This is a genomic window from Xanthomonas sp. 1678 (genome assembly GCF_031455575.1).
Classification (GTDB): Bacteria; Pseudomonadota; Gammaproteobacteria; order Xanthomonadales; family Xanthomonadaceae; genus Xanthomonas_A.
Genome location: NZ_JAVDSZ010000022.1, coordinates 1 through 18,889, shown reverse-complemented (window position 1 = coordinate 18,889; position 18,889 = coordinate 1). Strand labels below are relative to the sequence as shown.

Genomic DNA, 18,889 nt, shown 5'->3' with positions numbered 1-18,889 from the left:
CATTGCGGTGTTCGATCATCACCCCCTTGGGGCGGCCGGTGGTGCCGGAGGTGTAGATCAGGTAGGCCAGGCTGGAGGGGGCAATGGCCAATGCCGGGTCGTGGTCGGGGCTGCCGGCGACGGTCTGCGCGTCGCAGACGTCGAGCAGGCGCGCATCGATGCCATCCAGGCAGGCGTGGGTGGACGGCATCTCCAGGACGACGCCCAGCCCGGCGTCGGCGGCGATGTAGCGCAGGCGCTCGGCCGGGTAATCCGGATCCATCGGCACGTAGGCGGCGCCGGCCTTGAGCACCGCCAGCAGCGCCACCGGCAACTCCAGGCAACGCGGCAGGCATACGCCGACCAGCGCGCCGGGCTGCACGCCGGCTGCGACCAGCGCATGCGCCAAGCGGTTGGCGCGGGCATTGAGGCTGGCGTAGTCCAGCGCCTGGTCGCCGTAGCGCACCGCGATCCGCTGCGGGGTGCGCGCGACCTGGCGTTCGAACAGCCCATGCAGGCACTGCGGGTCCGCCGCCTGGTCGGTGCCGGGCAGCGCCGCCGACGCCGCCTGGCCGGACAGCACGATATCCCGCAGCTGCCGCACCGCACCGGCCGCCAGCTGCTCAAAGATCTGGCCCAGGTCCTGCGCCATCTGCTCGATCAGCCAACGCGGGAACAGCACGCGCCGGTAGCCGACAGCCAAGTCCAGCCCATCGCCGTCGGCGACGACCGACAGCACCAGATCCATGCCGCGTCGGGTCATGCCATCCGCGGTGAGCGGCGCGGCATGCATCGCCAGCAACACCTGCGCAACCGAATTGCAGGACACGTCCTGCCTGTCGGCCACTACAACGTCCAACGTGTCCCGGTGCCGCCACCCCGCTTCCCATTGCCGGTCCAGCGAAGACAGGTAGGCGTCCACCCCGGATTGCGCATCGCACGTCGGCCTTAGCACGACGCGTTCAGTGCGGGCGATCAGCGCATCCAGGCCCGTCGGCACCGGTCGCGGCGCATCCACCGCCAACACCGGCGCCGCCTCGCCGCTGTAGCGCGCCAGCAGGATGCCGAGACCGGCCGCCATCAGCACCGCGAGGTCGTCCTGACGGCGGGTGGCGAGTGCACGCAGCTGCGACGCAAGTTCGCCGGGAAGCCGCCACGTCAGCAGGTCACCCTCGCGCCCGGCGTCACGCAGCCCGCTTTCCAGGACCGGCAAGGCGTGGCGTGCAGAAGCATCTTGGAGCAGCCCCGCCCAGTAGCGTCGGCTGGCCTTGTTCGACGCCGCCAACCGCCCTTCGTGGTCGAACCGCACCCATTTTCCGGTCGGCAGCAAGGCACCGATGGCAGCGTCCGCGGCCGTGCATTTCGCCGGCCCGGTGCCCAGCAGTTCGACCCGAGGTCCACCGACATGCAGTTCGCCTTCGCATCCATACGGCACCAGCCGCCCCTGCGTGTCCAGGACGTACAGCAGATCGCCCGGCTCGCTGCCTGGATAGCCGGCGCGCGTGGCGTGGCGCAGCAGGCGCGTGCGCTCGTCGGCTCCGAGCATGCTGAGTTCGTCGACAGCCAGGTCAGGCTGCGCCGCGATCTCGTCAAGAAGGGCGGTCAGCTGCTCGGCGAGCCCGATCACGGTCCGTGCGCTATACAGCGACCGGTCGTAGTTGAGTTCGACCGCCATGCCGTCGCGGCCGGCGGCGATGTTGAGGCTGAGGTCGAACTTGGCGACTTCGTCCTCGGACAGGCGTGGTTCTGCCGGTGGCTGGAGCGCGTCGTCCTGGTCGATGCCGATGATGATCTGCACCAAGGGATTGAACGCGGCGCTGCGCTCCGGGTTCAGCAGCTCCACCAGGCACTGAAAGGGAATGTCCTGGTGTTCGAGCGCGTCGATGTTCACCCGCTTGATGCGCTGCAGGAACGACAGGAACGATTGGCCGGCGTCCACCTGGGTGCGCAGGACCACCAGGTTGGCCAGCAGGCCGATGGTCTCGGCGACTTCGGGGCGGTGACGGTTCGAAGCGGGTGTCCCGATCACGATGTCGGTGGCGCCGCTACGTCGCGAAAGCAGCAGCGCAAACGCGGCGTGGAACAGCATGAACAGCGACGTCTCGGTCCGCGATGCCAATGCCTCCAGCCCCTTGCGACACTGTTCTGACAGCGGCCAGAGGTAACTGGCGCCCTCGAAGCGCTGCAGTTCCGGCCTGGGCATGTCCGTCTGCAGGTCGTGCAACGGCGGCAAGCGGTGCAACTGGCGTTTCCAATAATCGATGGATCCCTGCCACGCACCTGTGTGCAGTTGCCGCGACTGCCAGCGCGAGTAGTCGATGTACTGCAACGCCGGTGCCGGTTCGGGCAATCCGCTGCCGGCGGCGAGACGCGCGTACGCCTGGTCGAATTCGCGCCAGAACAGGTCGACGCTCCACCCGTCGGCAGCGATGTGGTGGATTCCCCAGGCCAGCGATGTCCCCTGCTCCTCGACCACCGCGGCGACGCGCAGCAGCAGGCCGGCGCGCAGATCGAACGGGCGGCGGGCCCGCGCCTGCACCTCTTGATGGATGAGCGACTTGCGCAACGGCGCCGGTACGGACAGCGTGTCGATCACCTCCATCCGCAGCACGGCCGCATCGTCGACCCGCTGCCACAGTTCATCGTCGCGCTCCTCCAAGCGCGTACGCAGCGCACCGTGCCGCGCCACCAGCCAGCCAAGCACCTGTTCCACCACGCGCAGATCCAGTTCGCTATGGAAACGGCGCAGCCCGTTGATGTTGTAGGCACCCGTGGCAGGGCCCAACTGCTCGAGGTACCACAGCTGCTTCTGTGCGAAGGAGGCCGGAGCCGTGTTGCCAGCGGCTGCGTCGGGCTCGATCTGCTCGCCGAGATCCAGCGTGCGCTCGTCGATCTTTCGCGCCAGATCCGAAAGCACCGGGGTCTCGAAGACTTGGCGGACACTGAAGCGTTTGTGGAACGTCCGCTGGATATCGTTGAGCAGGCGGATCGCCAGCAGCGAGTGACCGCCGATGTCGAAGAAGCTGGTGTCGCGCCCGATCGCCTCCGGATCGACGCGCAACCGCCGCGCCCACAGCGACGCCAGCGTCTTTTCTGTTCCGGTTTCCGGCACAACGGTCGACGCCGACGAGACCGGTCGGAAGGATTGCGCCAGCAGCTGCTCTACCGCGACCTTGCCATTGGCGGTCAACGGCAGTGCTTCCATTACCGCGTAGGCCGACGGGCACATGTAGGCAGGCAACGTGGCCTTGAGATGGCGATGCACCCGCTCGACCAGTGCGTTCGCGTCCTGCGCGGCATCCGCCGACTCCGGCACCAGTGCGGCAAGCAGCCTGGCCGCGTCGCCGCTGCCTTCCAGCAGCACCCGCGCCATGGAGGCGCCGGGGACCGCGAGGATCTGGCGCTCGATCTCGCCGGTGGTGATCCGGAAGCCGGAGATCTTGACTTGATCGTCGCCCCGGCCGATGAAACGCAACTGCCCGTCGGCGCCCAAGCGCACCAGGTCGCCGGTGCGGTAGCACCGGTGCAGGCCACCGTGGATGTCGCTGATCGTCCCGAACGCGGCAGCCGTCTGCTCCGGCTTGCCAAGGTACCCCTGCGCGACAGAGCGGCCTGCGATCACCAGTTCGCCGACAGCGCCGGGCGGCACCAGCTCGCCTTGCGCGTCGACGACGATGCAATGGCTGTTCGCCAACGCAGCACCGATGGGAATCGCGCCGGCATCGGCATCATGGCCTGAGGTGTCGAACGCGCTGGCGATCACCGTCGCTTCGGTGGGGCCATAGGTATTGATCACCCGGATCTGCGACAACGACGCGCACTGGCGCCACTGCCGCAGCTGTTCGACCGACATCTTCTCGCCACCGGCGATAAGCATGCGCAAGGTCGTCTTGCCGCCCGGACCGTTGCCGCCGGCAAGTTCACTGCATAGCAGGTGCCAGTAGGCGGTCGGCAGCGACACGATCGTGATGCCGTGCGTCGCGACCTCGTCCCAGAACGACCGGCCGGATTGGCTGCTGCGGCCACCGACGTACAACGTCGCGCCGTTGTAGAGCGACATGGCCAGTTCTTCGATGAAGATGTCGAACGACGGCGAGGCGCATTGCAGTACCCGGTCGTCGGGTGCCACGCCATAGATCGCCTGGGCGGCATCATGGTAGGACAGGACGTTGCCATGGCTCACCATCACGCCCTTCGGTTGCCCACTGGAGCCGGACGTGTAGACGATGTACGCCAACGTGTCTTCGTCCGGCCGGGCCATCGCATCGAGACATGCCAGGTCGGCCGTGGACAAGTCTTCCCAGGCCAGCGCCCGTACGCCCAACGCCTCGCTGCCTGCATGCCCGGCCCGGCTGCCGATGACCAGGCGCGCGCCGCTGTCCTCGACCATGTAGCGCAGCCGCGACAGCGGATAGTCCGGGTCCAGCGGAACATAGACGGCGCCGAGCCTGAACAGCGCCAGCGTGGCGATGACCAGGCCCGCCGAGGAGTCCAGATGGACGCCCACCCGGTCGCCTGGGCCCACGCCTGCCGCATGCAAGCCCGCGGCGGCCTGCTCCACTGCCAGGGACAGGTCGGCATAGCTCCACGACGCGCCGGGTGCGACCAGCGCCGGGTGTGCCGGCCGCGTCCGCGCTTGCCGCTGCAGTGCATCGGGCAAGTTGGCGGGCAGTGCTGTATCGGCGTCCTTCATGTCCAGCAGGCGATGCCTGTCGGAGGGCGTGACCATCGCGAGCTGGCGCATCGGCAGTGCCGGGCTGGCGACGATCTCCGCCACCAGATGACGGAAACTGCGGTCCATGCGCTCGATGCTTTCCGCATCGAACAGGTCGCTCGCATAGCGCCAGACCAGATCGATGCCGCCGGCACCCTCCACGGCATCCAGCGACAGGTCGAACTTGCTGCTCGCCGCCGATTCCTGTGCGATGGCGGTGAACCGCGCCTTGCCGAACGAGAAACCGGTACGCTCCTGGTTGTGCAGGGCGAACATGATCTGGAACAGGGGGTTGTATTGCAGGCTGCGGCTGGGCTTGAGTTCCTCGACCAGATACTCGAAGGGAACCTCCTGATACTGGTAGGCGTCCAGCAATTGCGTGCGGCAATGGCGCAGCAGCTGTTCGAAGGACTGCTCCGGATCCACACTGGCGCGCAGCACCAGGGTATTGACGAAACACCCGATCAGGTTCTCCTGGCTGTAGTCGTCTCGGCCGGCGATGGGCGTGCCGAGCACGATGTCGGCCTCGCCGCTGTAACGGGACAGGAACAAGCTGAAAGCCGAGTGCAGCGCCATGAACAGCGTGGCGCCATGCGCTCGAGTCAGTTCCGCCAGTCCCGTGGCGACAGCGACCGGCAGGCGGCTGCTGACGGTCCCGCCATGGTGGCTCTGTTGCGGCGGGCGTGGCCTGTCCAGCGGGAGAGCGTGCACCTCCGGCAGGTCCTTGAGGTAGTGCTTCCAGAACTCGCAGCCCTTGATCATGTCGCCGCGCCGGAAGGCGCCGTCCTGCTGTCGCGCGTAGTCCGCGTACTGCATCGGCAAGGGTTCCAATGCGGCCTCTTCCGCACCGCCCTCGCTGAATGCCTTGTAGAAGTGGTTGAGCTCTCTGATGAAGATCGACAACGACCAGCCATCGGAGGCGATGTGGTGCATCTGGATCATCAGGCGCTGCTCGTCTGCCGCGTAGTCGACGATGCCCACACGCAGCATCAGGTCCTGGTCCAGGCGGAAGGCGCGGCCCGCGTACGCGGCGCTGATCCTCCGCCATTGCTGCTCCGAGTCGCCGGCATCGCCGTCCACCGCGAATCGATCGATGTGCAGGACGCCGTCGGCCCTCTGCACCTGATAGGGTTCGCCGTTCTCCTGTCCATAGACCGTGCGCAACACCGCGTGGCGCGCGACAATGGCATTGAGGGCGCGCTGCAGCGCCTCCAGTTCGAGCCCGCCACGCACCGCGAAGTTGCCGCCGATGTTGTAGAGATTGCCGCCCTGGAGTTGCTGCAGGAACCATAGCCGGCGCTGGGCGAACGACAACGCAGTGCGCCCTGCCTTGCTGTGGGCGGGCGATCCGTCCGCGTGGGGCGGCGCGTCCTGCGACAGCTGGGCCAGCAACGCCGGTTTATTGTCGCGTACCAGCTCGCGCAATGCGTCGGTCAGTGCCCCGGCCGGCCCGATCACCCTGAGGTTCTCGCCGTTGGCGCGCAGTTCGATGTTGCGGGCGCGCAGCATGTCCAGCAATGCGTTGGCATTCATACGTCGAATTCCTCCATGGCGTTTTCCTGCTCCGTCGCCAACTGCTGGCCCGGTTCCTTCGTCGTTGCGATCATGCGCGCCTGTTCCTCGATGCTGGGCAGTTCAAACAGGCTCTTGAGGGTGAAGGCCACCTCGAACCGGCGCCGGATCTGGCTCGCCAGCCGCGTCGCCAGCAACGAGTGACCGCCCTTCTGGAAGAAGTTGTCGGTCACCGCGATGTCCTCGCGCTTGAGCAACGCCGTCCAGATCTCCAGCAGCGCCTGCTCCACCGCAGTGGACGGACCACGCCGCAATGCCGCAGCCCCCTGACCCCGCACCAGCGCCGCCCGATCGCGCTTGCCGCTGCGCGTCAACGGCCACTCCCCCACCACCTCGTATCCGCTCGGCAACAGGTGCGCCGGCAGCCGCTCCGCCAGCGCCGCTTCCACCTGCCCGGCCGTGGACCCCGCCAACTCCACGTACGCCCACAGGCTGTCCTGCTCCACCTTGACCACCGCCGCCGCCACGCCCGGGCACGCCTGCAGCGCCGCCTCTACCTCGCCCAGCTCGATCCGATGCCCACGCACCTTCACCTGGTGATCGCTGCGCCCGACGAACTCCAGTTCCCCCGCCGCGTTCCAGCGCACCCGGTCGCCGCTGCGGTACATCCGTTCGACACGACCCGGCAGCGGTTCCAGCGCCACGAAGCGCTCGCCACTGAGCTCGGGCCGGTTCCAGTAGCCGCGCGCCAGCGATCGCCCACCGATGCACAGCTCGCCCACCGCCCCGCGCGGCAGCACCCGGCCCTGCCCGTCCAGCACCCAGTAGCGCACCCCCGGCAACGGCCGCCCGATCGGCACCACCGCCTGCGCGGCATCTACCTCGTGCACGCTCGCGGTGATCGTGATCTCGGTCGGACCGTAGGAGTTGTACAGCGCGATCCCCACGCGCCCGGCGCCGAACCACGCCTGCTGCAGCCCTCGGTCCAGCACGTCGCCACCGCAGCTCACCCGCCGCAGCGCCGTGCCCGACCAGTCGTCCACCTCCAGCAACTGCCGCAGGTACGCCGGCACCACGTGCAGCCAGGTCACCCGCTGCGCACGCACATGCGCCAGCACCGCCTCCGGCTCGCTCATCCCGTCCGGGCGCAGCACCACGCTGCCACCAACGCACAGCGGCGCCAGCAACTGGCTCAGCGAGGCATCGAAGCTCATCGAGGCGAACAGCAGGCCGCGCTCGTCCTCGCCCAGCCCGTACTGCTGCGCCAGCGCCGCCAGCTTGTCGGCCAGCGCCCCATGCTCGACCAGCACGCCCTTGGGCTGCCCGGTCGACCCGGAGGTGTGGATCATGTACGCCGCACTCGCGCGCGTGACCGGGCTGTCGAACGCCGCCGCCGACTGCGCATCGGCCGCCTCCACCGCCACCACCGTCTGGCCCGACAGCGGCAGGCGAATGGCCTGCGCGGTCTCGGCGAGCACGTGGCCGATGCCGGCATCGGCCAGCAGGAAGGCCAGGCGCGCATCCGGATAGCCCGGATCCAGCGGCACGTACACCGCCCCGGCCTTCAGCGTGCCGAGTACGCTGGCCACCATGTCCAGCGTGCGTTGCTGGCACACCCCGACCCGGTCGCCGGGACGGACCCCGGCCGCGACCAGGGCGCGTGCGAACTGGTTGCTGCGCGCGTCCAGCCCGGCATGATCCAGCGCCTGGTCCTCCAGCAGCACCGCCGGCTGCGCCCCGCGCTGCTGCGCGTTGCTGCGCAGCCAGTGCGGCAGCAACGGCGCCGGCCGCTGCAACGGCGCGCCCTCGGCCAAGTCTGCCAGCTCCGCCAGCTCGGCCTCGCCCACCATCGGCAGCGCCTGCACAGGCGCGGCAGGATCGGCCACCGCCGCCTGCAACAGCGTCTGAAAGCTGTCCGCCATCCGCGCGATCGTCGCCGGCGTGAACAGATCGGTGGCGTAACGCCAGAGCAGCTTGATGCCGTCGGCCTGCTCCACCGCATACAGGGTCAGGTCGAAATTGCTCTCGTAGCTGCCACGCTCCCTGCCTTGCACGTTGGACCCGGGCACCTGCAAGCGCTCGACATCGTTGTTGTCCACGTTCAGCACAATCTGGAACAGCGGATGCCGATCGAGATGGCGCTCGGGATTCAAGTGCTCGGTGAGCAGCGGGAAAGGCAGCTGCTGATGGTCGAAGTCGGCGATGTCCTGTTGCTTTACCTGCGACAGCAGGTCGTTGAATGCCTGCTGCGGCCGGACAGGAGTACGCAACACCAATGTATTGGAAAAGAAGCCGATCAAGGAAGCCACTTCACTCTGCTCCCGATTGGCGACTGCCGTGCCGACGACGACGTCGTCCTGGCCGCAATACCTGGCGAGCCACGCCGCGAAGGCGGCATGCATGCCCATGAAGAACGTCGCACCTTGCGCATGGCAGGCACGGGACAGCATCGCCGCGATGCCGGCGTCCAGCTGCTGCCGATGCACCGAGCCGCGGAAGCTGGGCCGCGGCGGGCGTGGCAGGTCGACCGGCAACCCGTGCAGCTCAGGGATGCCCTCCAGTCGCCGCTTCCAATAGTCCACCAATGCGTCCAGACGACTTCCGGAAAGGCACTCCTGCTGCCACTGTGCATAGTCGCGGTACTGGATGGGCAGAGACGGCAGTTCGCCCGCATCGTCCGTCGCCGCAGACGCGCTGTACATGCGATACAGCGTGTTGAACTCGCCCATCAACAAGCCCACCGACCAGCCGTCGCAGGCGATGTGGTGCATATGGACCAGCAGGGTGTGGAGATCGCTGGCCTGGCGGACGACATGGACGCGCAGCATCAGGTCGCTGGAGAGGTCGAAGCGGCGCGTGCGTGCGTCGTGGCTGATCCGTTCCAGCGCGGAACTCGCGTCGGCCAACGGCAGCTGGCTGAGGTCGACGAATTCGACACGGAACCGCTCGGCGCCCGTGACCGTCTGCATTGGCCCGCTTTCGTGCTCGCGGATGATCGAACGCAATACCTGGTGACGCGCGATGATGCTGGAGAAGGCGCGTTCGGCGGCATCGGTGACGAAGCGGCCTTTCACGGTCAGCGACGTGCCGGCGATGTAACCCGCGTTTCCGCCTTCCATCTGGTCCATCAACCACAGGCTCTTCTGCGCGAAGGACAGCGGCACCGGACGGTCGTGCTGCAAGCGCGGGATCGTCGGCAGGCGCGCATCGCCGCTGGCGTCGGCACTACGCTGCGCCAGCACCAGCGCTGCCTGTTCCTCGATGCTGGGCAGTTCGAACAGGCTCTTGAGGGTGAAGGCCACCTCGAACCGGCGCCGGATCTGGCTCGCCAGCCGCGTCGCCAGCAACGAGTGACCGCCCTTCTGGAAGAAGTTGTCGGTCACCGCGATGTCCTCGCGCTTGAGCAACGCCGTCCAGATCTCCAGCAGCGCCTGCTCCACCGCAGTGGACGGACCACGCCGCAATGCCGCAGTCCCCTGGCCCCGCACCAACGCCGCCCGGTCGCGCTTGCCGCTGCGCGTCAACGGCCACTCCCCCACCACCTCGTATCCGCTCGGCAACAGGTGCGCCGGCAGCCGCTCCGCCAGCGCCGCTTCCACCTGCCCGGCCGTGGACCCCGCCAACTCCACGTACGCCCACAGGCTGTCCTGCTCCACCTTGACCACCGCCGCCGCCACGCCCGGGCACGCCTGCAGCGCCGCCTCCACCTCGCCCAGCTCGATCCGATGCCCACGCACCTTCACCTGGTGATCGCTGCGCCCGACGAACTCCAGTTCCCCCGCCGCGTTCCAGCGCACCCGGTCGCCGCTGCGGTACATCCGTTCGCCACGACCCGGCAGCGGTTCCAGCGCCACGAAGCGCTCGCCACTGAGCTCGGACCGGTTCCAGTAGCCGCGCGCCAGCGATCGCCCACCGATGCACAGCTCGCCCACCGCCCCGCGCGGCAGCACCCGGCCCTGCCCGTCCAGCACCCAGTAGCGCACCCCCGGCAACGGCCGCCCGATCGGCACCACCGCCTGCGCGGCATCTACCTCGTGCACGCTCGCGGTGATCGTGATCTCGGTCGGACCGTAGGAGTTGTACAGCGCGATCCCCGCGCGCCCGGCGCCGAACCACGCCTGCTGCAGCCCACGGTCCAGCACGTCGCCACCGCAGCTCACCCGCCGCAGCGCCGTGCCCGACCAGTCGTCCACCTCCAGCAACTGCCGCAGGTACGCCGGCACCACGTGCAGCCAGGTCACCCGCTGCGCGCGCACATGCGCCAGCACCGCCTCCGGCTCGCTCATCCCGTCCGGGCGCAGCACCACGCTGCCACCGACGCACAGCGGCGCCAGCAACTGGCTCAGCGAGGCATCGAAGCTCATCGAGGCGAACAGCAGGCCGCGCTCGTCCTCGCCTAGCCCGTACTGCTGCGCCAGCGCCGCCAGCTTGTCGGCCAGCGCCCCATGCTCGACCAGCACGCCCTTGGGCTGCCCGGTCGATCCGGAGGTGTGGATCATGTACGCCGCACTCGCGCGCGTGACCGGGCTGTCGAACGCCGCCGCCGACTGCGCATCGGCCGCCTCCACCGCCACCACCGTCTGGCCCGACAGCGGCAACTGCGCGGCCAACCACTCCTCGGCGAGCACGTGGCCGATGCCGGCATCGGCCAGCAGGAAGGCCAGGCGCGCATCCGGATAGCCGGGATCCAGCGGTACGTACACCGCCCCGGCCTTCAGCGTGCCGAGCACGCTGGCCACCATGTCCAGCGTGCGTTGCTGGCACACCCCGACCCGGTCGCCGGGACGGACCCCGACCGCGACCAGGGCGCGTGCGAACTGGTTGCTGCGCGCGTCCAGTCCGGCATGATCCAGCGCCTGGTCCTCCAGCAGCACCGCCGGCTGCGCCCCGCGCTGCTGCGCGTTGCTGCGCAGCCAGTGCGGCAGCAACGGCGCCGGCCGCTGTAACGGCGCGCCCTCGGCCAGGGCTGCCAACTCCGCCAGCTCGGCCGGCGCGAGCATCTCGATATCGGCAATGGTCCGGACGTGCGGGGAGATCAGCGCCCGCAGTACCGCCTGCAGATGGTCGCGCAACCGCAACATGGCCGCGCGATCGAAGCGCGATGTTTCATAGGTCAATGTGAAATGCAGCCCTTCGTGCGGCGATACGCCCAGCACAAGCGGGTAATGCGTGTTCTCGTTCGACACTCCGCCCTTGGCGCCGCTGCGGCGCATGGCCGATGCCGCCTGTCCCACCGGCTGGCTATGGAAGCCGAGGACGCTGGAGAACAACGTCCCATCCTGCGCGGCCCCGGCCAGTTTCACGATCTCGGCCAATGGCAGATGTCCGTGACCCTCACGCAACTGCTGGCGCTGCTGCAGCGTCTGCAGCCAGTTGGCCACGTCCTGTCCTCGCGGAATGCGCGCGGCCAGCGGGACCGTGTTGACGAGCATGCCGACCACGGCTTCCACCTCCGCAAGCTCGGCGGGTCGACCGGACAGCGTCATCCCGGTAATGGCCTCGTCCGTGCCACGGTAGCGTGCCAACAGGTAGAGCCAGGCCGCCTGCACCAACGTGCTGATGGCGACATCGTGCGCCGCGGCATAGCGCCGCATCGCGTCCAGATCGTCGGCGGACGGCGACCACCCGATGGCATCCTTGCCAGGTGCTACCGGCTGTGCGGGCGCTTCGATGCCGATGCCTGCATCGGCCACGAGCCCGGATAACTCCTCGGTCCAGAATGCCGTGGCCGCTTCCCGATCACGCGAGCCGGCCCACTCGACATAGCGACGGAAGCCGGTCACAGGCTGTGGCCGCGGCGCGCGACCGGCTCGTAACGCCTCGTAGGCTTCGATCACCTCGCGATAGACGATGCCCAGGCTCCAGCCATCCAGGATCGCGTGCGAGCAGGTCCACGCGAACACCGCCTGCCCTTCTGCGGTGTGCAACAGGCTGAATCGCGCCAAGGGTGCCCGCCGCTCGTCGAGTGGCGTGAGGTAATCGCGGCGCAGGCGCTCGTCGATGACATGCTGCTGCACCGCGGCCTCCGCGGGTTCCAGCAGTTGCTGATGCCATTCCATCGCGGCCTGGGCCAGCACCAGTTGCAGCGGCTGTTCGCGATCCAGGCCGACGAAGATGGTGCGCAGCGCGGCATGACGTGCCACCACCCATTGCCACGCCTGGCGGAAGGCCGCCGGATCGAAGTCGCGTTCGAACCGCATCACGTTCTGCGTGAGGTAGCCCCTACCGCCTTCCAACTGGGCGTGGTACAGCATCCCCAACTGGCTGCCTGTGGCTGGATAGACGTCCTCCAGCTCCCCGAACTGCTCCTGCCAGCGATCCAGGTCTTCCTGCGCGACCGTGCACAGCGGAAAGTCCGACGGGGTCGAGCGGCTCAGCGGTTGATTGCTGCAGTGGGCTACCACCCGCTGCAGCGCCTGTGCGAAGCAGGCCGCTAGGTCGTCGGCGTCCTGTTGCGTGAAACGCACGCCGCTGGCGTCGAGATGGAAGACCAGTTCGCCGTCCACCACGCGCCCGTTGAACACCAACATCGCGTCACGCCGGCGGCGGCGATCGACGTCATGGCCGGTGAATTCGGGCGCACGGGAGAAGTCGCGACCGGCGCTCAGCTGTTGGTCGAACTGCCCGAGATAGTTGAACAGGATCTCGGGATGGACGTGCAGATTTTCGCCTTGCAGGAACGCCAGGCCGAGATGCGCCTCCGCGCGACGCGCTTCCTTTATCCGGCGGATGAGCTCCGCCGGCTCGGCGCTGCCGCCGGCCATGTGCAGACGCAACGGATACAACGAAGTGAACCAGCCCAGGCAGTGGCCCAGGTCGACACCGGCGGCCAGTTCCTCGTCGCGGCCATGGGTTTCCAGAAAGACGTCCTGCTCGGTGATGCCTCGCCACTCGTGAAGCGCTGTTCCCAGCGCTGCCAGGAGCAGGTCGTCGATCCGGGTCCGGTACGCACGGTTGCAATCCTGCAGCAGCGCCCGCGTCGCGTCTGCGGCCAGCACTGCCGTTGCGGTCACGCTGTCGGCAAGCGTCTCGGGACCCGCTGCCGTCCCCGTCCATGTCCGGTCGGATGCCACTGCGTCGGTCACCGGCGCCCAGGTCGTCCTTTCCTGCCAGGCGCCGACCACTTGCGCCCACTGCTGGTAGCGGGTGCCCGGCAACGGCAATGCCACCGGTTCGGCACGGACGTGCTGGGCGAACGCCAACTTCAGGTCGTCGAGGAAAATGCGCCAGCTGACGCCATCGACGATGAAGTGATGGAATACCACGAGCAGACGACGCTGGCTGGCCTGTTCCGCCTCGAGCAGCAGCATGGCGAACAGCGGGCCGCTCTCCAGGCGGATGCCGGCCTTGCAGGCCTCGCCTGCCTGTTCGATTTCGCGCGAACGGCCGGCCTCGTCGGCGCTTTGCAGCCGCACCACGGTCAGCGCCGATCCGGGCTCGGCCTCCTCCGGCTCCTGGAACCACAGCGCTGTGCCTGCATCGCCGTCACGCCGCATACGGAGACGCAACATGTCGTGCCGTGCGAACAGCGCGTGCAGGAACCGCCGGAAGAACGCCGCGTCGGCGGCGGCCGGCACGTGCAGCAGCAGCGACTGCAGATAGCGATCGTCGAATCCCTCGCCCAGGGCGAGGAAGCGCTGCTGGATCGGCAGCGGCTGCAGCACACCACGGCTCGGCCCGGCGTCGTCCTGGCGGCCAGCGCTGGCGTTGGCATCAAGAACGCTGGCGATGCCCTCCACGGTCCTTGCGTCGAAGAATTGCCGCGAGGTCAGGCGATGGCCGTGCGCGTTGATCCTGGCCACGGCCCGGATCGAAAGAATCGAATCGCCGCCCATGGCGAAGAAGCTGTCCCGGATGCCGATCCGCGGATTGCCCAGCAATTCGCCCAGCACCGAGCACACCAGCCGCTGAGTGGCGGTGGCGGGAGTCACGTACCCGTTCTGGGCCAGATCGGCTTCCGCCGGCGACGGCAGTGCCGCGGCGTCGATCTTGCCATGCGCCGTCAGCGGCAACGCCGCCAACGGCACATAGGCCATCGGCACCATGTAGTCCGGTAGCCGCTCCTCGAGAAATTGGCGAATGCGCGTGCGCGCGCCTTCCGCGTCGGCGGTACCGATCGCCTGGTAGTACACGACGATGCGGACGCTTGCACTGTGCGCGTCCTGCCAGGTACGGGCGTGCGCGGCGGCGATGTCCGGGTGCTCGGAGAGTGCCGCTTCGATCTCGCCGAGTTCGACCCGGAAGCCTCGGATCTTGATCTGGTTGTCGCGGCGGCCGACGTACTCGAGGTTGCCGGATGGCAGCCAGCGCACCAGATCGCCGGTGCGGTACCAGCGCTCTGCCTGAGCTCCGTCGACACCGAGCGTCACGAAGCGCTCGGCGGTGAGCGCCGGCTGGCCGTGATACCCGCGCGCCAGGCCGACGCCGCCGACATGCAGTTCGCCGAGCACGCCCACCGGCACCCGGTTGCCGTGGTCGTCGAGGACCGCGCAACGGTAATTGGGCAATGGGCGCCCCATGTGCACGCGGTCCTCGCCAGCGTAGACGCCCAGCGTGGCGCACACGGTGGCTTCGGTTGGGCCATAGGCGTTGTAGAACGTACGCCCGTGCATCCAGCGCCTGGCATCGGCGCGGCCGATCGCCTCGCCGCCAACCAGCAGGTGCGAGAGCCCGTCCAGCGCACCGTCCTGCAACGACGACAGATAGGCGGGCGGCAAGGTGGCATGCGTGACGCGCTGTTGCGCGATCAAGGCGGCCAACGCGGGGGGATCCTGCTTGACGGCCGGATCGGGGACCACCAATGCGCCGCCGTTGCACAGCGCCATGAGCAGCTCCCATGTGGCCGCGTCGAAGCTGACGGACGAGAACTGCAGGATCCGGGCATGGCGGCCCGCCGCTCCTTCCAACCCCAGCAGCGCACGCTGGCCGATGGCCAGGTTCACCGCTCCCGCGTGCTCCAGCAATGTGCCCTTGGGCGCGCCAGTGGATCCCGATGTGTAGATGACGTAGGCGAGGTCATCGGCCCGTACGTCGTGGCCGGGCGCTGGCCTGTCGGATGACTGCATGGGTATCGCCGGCGAAGCGACATCCAGTAACTGGATGTGGTCGCCATGGGCCGCCAACGCATCGCCGTCGACAAGCCAGAGCCGAGCGCGACTATCGTCGATCACGTGTGCGATGCGCCGCGGAGGTAGGCGTGGATCCAGCGGCAGATAGGCCGCGCCCGCCTTCATGACCGCCAGAGCGGCAAGCGGAAACAGGCGTGGATGCTCCAGGCAGATGCCGACCATGTCGCCGCGACCTACGCCATGGTCGATCAATCGCCAGGCCAGTGCATTGGCCGAGGCGTCGAGCATCGCGTATGTCACGCATCCATCGGAATGGACCACGGCGGGCGCATCCGGTGTCTGCCGAACATACTGTTCGAACAGCGCGTGCACGGATTTCGACGGGATCTCCAGTGCCGCCCCCGTCCCGGCCTGGCTCAGAAAGATGCTCTCCTGTTCGGCGAGCAATTGCAGGCGGCCGACAGGGGTCTCCATTGCCTGGGAGATCCCCTGCAGCAGGTGCAGGAAATTCGCCGCAAGGCGATGCGGCGTGGCCGCATCGAAGAGCGCCGATGCGTATTCCCACGCGAACGTCAGCCCGGACTGGCCGTGGCGGGCGATCAGTGCGAGATCGAACTTGCTGCCGGTGTCGCCGCGTTCCACTGCCGTTCGCACCAGCGCCGTCGTTGCCTCGCCCGCGGATGCGCCGACGCCGCTCTCTTCGTACACCAGGACGAGCTGCAACAACGGGTTGGCGTTGGGCTGGCGCGCGATGGCGAGGGCGTCCACGATCATCGCGTTGGGCACATGGTGGTGCGGCATGTCTTCGACGAACCGGTCGCGGACATCGGCCAGCACCTGCGCGAAGCTCGCCGAACCGTCGATCTTGGCGCGCACTGGCACCAGTTGCGCGAAATAGCCGACCAGCCCGCTGCTTCCAGGAAGGTTCCGGTTGGCGACCGGCGTACCGAACACCACATCGTCCGTATCGCTGTAGCGCGCGATGAACACGGCGAAGGCGGCCTGGATCAGCGTGAACAAGGTGGTGTCGTGCGCCGATGCCAGCTGCTTCAGGCGTTCGCTGGTGTCCGGATCGAGGCCGAAGCGAAGGCGGCCGCCGGCGTGATCTGCGGTCGGCGGACGCGGATTGTCCAGCGGGAACCGATGCAGGACCGGCACGCCCGCCAGGCGCTGCAGCCAATGATCCAGGTGCCGCTGCAGGCGCTCGCCCTGCAGTTGCTCCCGCTCCCAGGACGCATGGTCGGAGAAGCGCTGCGCCAGGGGGGCGAGCAGTGGCTCGGCACCGCCCGTCGCCGCGGTGTAGGCGCGATCCAGTTCGTGGAGCAACAGCTGGATCGACGCACCGTCGGCGGCGATATGGTGCAACGTCAGGTACAGCAGCGAACCGGCGCCAGCACGATGCAGCAACGCCGCGCGCAGCATGAAATCGGCGGAAAGATCGAACGGCCTGCTGGTTTGCGCGTCGGCCAGTTGCGCGCGCAGCGGCGCGTCGTCGGCGATCTCGCCATGGCACTCCAGGACGAAATCGGACGCATCCAGGACATGCGCGCGTGCGCTTCCGTCGTGATTGGCGATCACCGTGCGCAGCGGCTCATGCCGAGCGACGACCTGGCGCAATGCCGCCAGCATGGCGGCTTCGTCCACCCGGGCGGCGCTTTCGACAACGAGCGGAATGTTGTAGACCGCGCTGTCGCCATCGTAGAGGTACTGGAACCAAAGTCGTTCCTGGGCAAGCGACAACACGATGCCGCCTCCCGCATGTCCTGCGGAGGTGCGCTCATCCACGGATTGCGATTGCAGCAGGTCGATCAACGCCTGCTTGTGTTCCCGGACGAGTTGCTTGAGCTGCTCGTCGAGCCTCCCGTGCGTGGCTGCAACCCGCAGATCCGCGCCATGCAGGTGCAGCCGGATGCCGCGTTCCTGGCATTTCTTGAAGATGTCGACAGCGTTCATCGTGTCAGTCCTTTTCAGCGATCACGCCAGGATTTCGCCGCGCGTGCGCGACAGCTTGAGCAGGCTGCGGTCGTACTCGTCGGTCAGATCGTGGAAGAACTCTTCCTTGAAATCGACCAGCTTCCGGACCACGGTCAGGCTGCGCTGGGTGAACTTGTGCGGCTCCAGGAACGTCAGCAGTTCCGCCTTGCGCGCATCCAGCAGCGGACGCAGCCCGTCGAACACCTGATCCAGGTCGGCCTTGTGATCCTTCTCGCTGCTGGTGGTGTTGTGGAACGCCATCACGCCGCCGTCGCCGCGCACGTGGGCGAACGTCTCGTCGAAGAAGCGCTTCTTGTTGCCGAAGTCGTTCCAGGCGAAATCGATGGGCAGGCGCTCGGCTGGCAGGTGCGCCACGTAGTCGGTGACCCGGCAGCCGGCGTGCAGCGAGAACAGGCCGTCCAGGTTCAGCTCGGCAACCAGTCTGGACAGGCGTCCGACGTATTCATCGCTTTCGGGCAACACCTCGAAGGTGTACAGGTGCGGACGGTACGGCTTGGCGTAGAACGACGGAATGGGGACCACCGGCTCCTGGCCGTAGATCTCCTGGGTGGTCGGGTCCAGCAGCCAGTCATCCGGCAGCATCGCGCGCCGTTCGCTCGCACCCAGCGTCGCGAAATGACGGACGACGCGCTCGCGCAGCAGTCGCTGGTTGAGTTTGAAGTCCTCTTCATTGTCCTTCAGCGCCTGCAAGATGTAGGGCGTGGTGTAGCCGCTGCCGAACTCCACGACGGTCTGCGGCTTGAGCATGCGGATCAGCGAATACAGCAACGGCGCCACGTGTTCGGTTCCAGACAGGTGCTGGAACGGCGTGATCTCGGCGATGACCTTGCTTGCGAACTGCTCGGAATACCCCAACTTCATCGATGTCCCCATCTTTCCTTGGTGTGAGCACGGCTGTTGCCCTGGCCGTCCGGCCACAGGGCACGATTAGCGGTTTGGAGCCCTAGATGACCACTTCGTCGCTCGCGGGCGTTGTGGCGTCGTCGCCGGCATCCACCAGCAACCGCGCGACCTGCAGCCACTCGCCCAGCTGGCGCACGCTCGGATGGTCGAAGACCACGCGCACCGGCAACTGCACCCCCCATTCGGCGGCGACGCGTGCGGCCATGCGCGCGGCGAGCAGCGAGTGTCCGCCGAGCTGGAAGAAGCTGGCGGTGACGCCGACCTGGGGCAGGCCCAGCAGTTCGGCCCACAGCTCGGCCAGGCGTCGTTCGGCGGCGTCGGCCGGCAGATCGTCGCGCGCCTCGCCCTCGCGCTGCGGTGCCGGCAGGGCGCGCCGGTCGAGCTTGCCGTTGGCCGTCAGCGGCAGCGCCGGCAGCACCGTCAGGCTCGACGGATGCATGTAGGACGGCAGGTGCGCCTGCAGCTGTGCGCGCCATTGGCTCTCCGCCGGCGCGGCATGGCCCTCGCCCAGCACCACGTAGGCGGCCAGTTGCCCCTCCGGATCGGCCTCGCTGTGCCGCAGGTCGACCACCGCGTCGGCGATCCCCGCCACGCCCAGCAGGCAATGCTCGATCTCCCCCAGCTCGATCCGGTGCCCGCGCAGCTTCACCTGCTGGTCGATCCGCCCCAGGAAGCGCAGCCGGCCATCGCCCAGCTGCTGTACCCGATCGCCGCTGCG

Annotated in this window: 4 protein-coding genes; all 4 read right to left on the bottom strand. The window is 68.0% G+C overall.

Annotation, left to right across the window (positions count from 1 at the left end):
* Positions 1-6,226, bottom strand: a 6,226-nt coding sequence (locus J2Y70_RS22060; RefSeq protein ID WP_309922658.1) for a non-ribosomal peptide synthetase, incomplete at its 3' end; no start/stop codon positions are given.
* Positions 6,223-17,226: a non-ribosomal peptide synthetase gene (locus J2Y70_RS22055; protein ID WP_309922655.1), complete on the bottom strand. Its 11,004-nt coding sequence runs from the start codon at positions 17,224-17,226 to the stop codon at positions 6,223-6,225. The genes J2Y70_RS22060 and J2Y70_RS22055, both read right to left, overlap by 4 nt.
* A gap of 21 nt (positions 17,227-17,247) precedes the next feature.
* Entirely contained in the window at positions 17,248-18,129 is an 882-nt protein-coding gene (locus J2Y70_RS22050) for a hypothetical protein (RefSeq protein ID WP_309922652.1), read from the bottom strand.
* 82 nt (positions 18,130-18,211) lie between these two features.
* Positions 18,212-18,889: phosphopantetheine-binding protein (locus J2Y70_RS22045; protein WP_309922649.1), on the bottom strand; the 678-nt coding region annotated here is incomplete at its 5' end.